The sequence below is a fragment of the Pedobacter sp. 10L46_2 genome, from assembly GCF_056395165.1.
Genome location: NZ_JBFTIZ010000432.1, coordinates 1 through 2650, shown reverse-complemented (window position 1 = coordinate 2650; position 2650 = coordinate 1). Strand labels below are relative to the sequence as shown.

Genomic DNA, 2650 nt, shown 5'->3' with positions numbered 1-2650 from the left:
GGTTAGGATGGTGGGTATGATTACAAAAACGCCTTCTATTAAACAATTGATTTGCAGGCAGGAAATGGCAGTAGTGGTAAAGTTTTTATATCCGTTTACTGAGTTTATTAATGCTGGTTTTATGCTCAAAGCCAGGGCTGCGGTAAAATATCCGTACAATATAGCCCTAAGCTATAATAAAATGAACACCTTAAAAGGCTTGTATCCTGATATTAAAATGGATTATCCTAAAGTAATGGTTTCGCAGGGGAGTTTGCGTGTTGCAGCGAATCCGACGGTTGAGATGGTGCCGGAAGGGTTAAGATTTAGGTGGACGGTATTGCCGGAAATGGTATTAGCTGAGAAAAGCCAAAGGGTGATGATACTGGTTTATTTCCCTGACCTGGAAATTGGCCTTTACAGTATTGATGGTGCAAAGCGAAGTGAGGGAAAGGAGCTATTTGTTTTACCTTTAGAACTGAGGTTAGCGAGAATGGAAACTTATATTTCATTTATGGCCACACCGGGTTGCGATGTGGCCAACAGTGTGTATGTAGGCGGTTTAAATTAAGGTTTGGGGAAATCTGCACCAACGGTGGTTTCTTCCCATGCATCAAAATCATGTGCCAGTTCTTCGATTTTTTTACGGGCATTTTTTAATGCTGCGGCACCTAATAATAAGCGTAATGGAGGGTTTTCGGTCTCTACTACTTTAATGATGGCCTGAGCGGCGCGTACCGGGTCGCCGGGTTGGTTGCCATTGTAAGCCCTGATGTTGTCTTTATTCGCACCTGCGGTTGTTTTGTAATCTTCAATTTCGTTTTGTACTTCGTTGGCCGAACGCCCGGCCCAATCTGTACGGAAGCCGCTTGGTGCTACAATGGTTACTTTTATGCCAAGGGGGGCGGTTTCTTTTGCCAGTGATTCGGAAAACCCATCAACAGCAAATTTAGTTGCATTGTAATAAGCTAATGCTGGAAAGGCCATTAAGCCTCCGATTGAAGCGATATTGATGATGTGGCCACTCCGTTGTTTTCTCATATGGGGCAGCACTGCTTTTGTCATGTTGGCCAGCCCGAAGAAGTTGATATCGAACATTCTTCTGGTTTCGTGCTCGTCGCTGGCTTCTACTGAACCAAAGTAGCCAATGCCGGCATTGTTTACCAATACATCAACCCGTCCGAATATTTCGGTTAGTTGCTTTACGGCATCAGTAATATGATCTTGCCTGGTTACATCAAGCGTTATAGCTATTGAGGTTTCCGGGTATTGTTTAACGATATCTTCTACGTCGGCAATGTTACGGGCAGCAACTCCAGCTTTGTAGCCAAGTTCGAGTACTTGTTTTGCTAATTCCCGGCCAAAGCCTGTTGAACAGCCTGTTATGAGCCATACTTTTTCCATAATATGTGTTTTATAATTTTATATCTAAATAACAGTATAAGCGGAAGATGGTTGTCAGTATTTGATCATTTTAAATKATTGCAGAAATTTTAAATGACATGTTTAAAACCGATCTTTTTTAGCATTTTAGTGGAATTTCAAAATAGAAGTTAAAATGAGTAATAATTTGATTGATCACCCCGGGGTGATTACGGGATTTGCAGTTGTTGTTGTTGTGATGCTGCTTTTAGATTTGGGTGTATTTAATAAAAAAGTACATGCTGTAAGTAGTAAAGAAGCCGCTATATGGTCTGTGGTATGGATAAGCTTATCCATGATATTTAGTGGGGTAATTTACCTGACTTCGGGTTTTGAAAAGTTTACACAATTTCAATCGGCCTATTGGATAGAAAAGGCGCTATCGGTTGATAATCTTTTTGTGTTTATTCTGGTGTTCGGGTTTTTTAATGTGCCTAAGGAATTGCACCATAAAGTGTTGTTTTGGGGAATTATTGGGGCATTGGTGTTTCGCGCCATTTTCATATTTGCAGGTGTTGGGTTGATTAATTTAACTTATTTGCCTGAAATGACGGTGTTTGGCGAACTGATACGCATTAATGTTGTTTTACTGATTTTTGGGTTGTTTCTTATTTATGCCGRTATTAAATCTGGCCTGGCAAATGATCATGATGATGAGGACAAAGATTTTAGCAAAAGCCCTGGCGCCCGCCTGATTTACAAGTTCTTTAAAGTGAGTAAGGAGTTTGATGGTGCCAAGTTTTTTACGGTACAAAATGGTGTAAGACTGGCTACTCCTTTATTGGTTGTTGTAGCGGTTATTGAATTTACAGATCTATTGTTTGCAGTAGATTCTATTCCTGCAATTTTTGCCATTGCACCTGATGATCCGCTAATTTTATATACGTCTAATATTTTCGCTATTCTTGGATTGAGGGCTTTGTATTTTCTGCTGGCTAACTTTATTTATATGTTTAGTTTGCTGAAATATGGTTTGGCGGTTATACTGGCGTTTATTGGGGTTAAAATGGTGATTGCACCTTTTTATCATATTTCATCGCCGTTGTCGTTGTCTATTGTTGGAGGCGTTTTGGTGTTGAGTGTAGTGGCTTCGCTGGTGTTTTCGCCTAAGAAGGGGGTTGAGGGGTAAGAGGTAAGTTGGCATAATCAAGGGATCTCTCCTGGAGTCTCGTTAAATAAGAAAGCCTGGTCATTTGACCTGGCTTTCTTATTTAACGAGACTAGTATTTAAACTAGTGAGGTACTTAGA

3 protein-coding genes are annotated in these 2650 nt (G+C 40.4%); 2 read left to right on the top strand and 1 reads right to left on the bottom strand.

Annotated elements, in window-relative coordinates:
• Nucleotides 1-550: DUF6266 family protein (locus AC1DDX_RS26255; RefSeq protein ID WP_477622904.1), on the top strand; the 550-nt coding region annotated here is incomplete at its 5' end.
• Here the strand turns inward: AC1DDX_RS26255 and AC1DDX_RS26250 are convergent.
• Complete coding sequence (locus tag AC1DDX_RS26250) at nt 547-1383, bottom strand: oxidoreductase (RefSeq protein ID WP_172663240.1); 837 nt, start codon at nt 1381-1383, stop codon at nt 547-549. The genes AC1DDX_RS26255 and AC1DDX_RS26250 overlap by 4 nt on opposite strands.
• Nucleotides 1384-1537: 154 nt before the next feature.
• Between AC1DDX_RS26250 and AC1DDX_RS26245 the strand changes: the two genes are divergently transcribed.
• On the top strand, nt 1538-2530 hold the full coding sequence (locus AC1DDX_RS26245) for a TerC/Alx family metal homeostasis membrane protein (RefSeq protein ID WP_477622903.1): 993 nt from the start codon (nt 1538-1540) through the stop codon (nt 2528-2530).
• Nucleotides 2531-2650 lie beyond the last annotated feature (120 nt).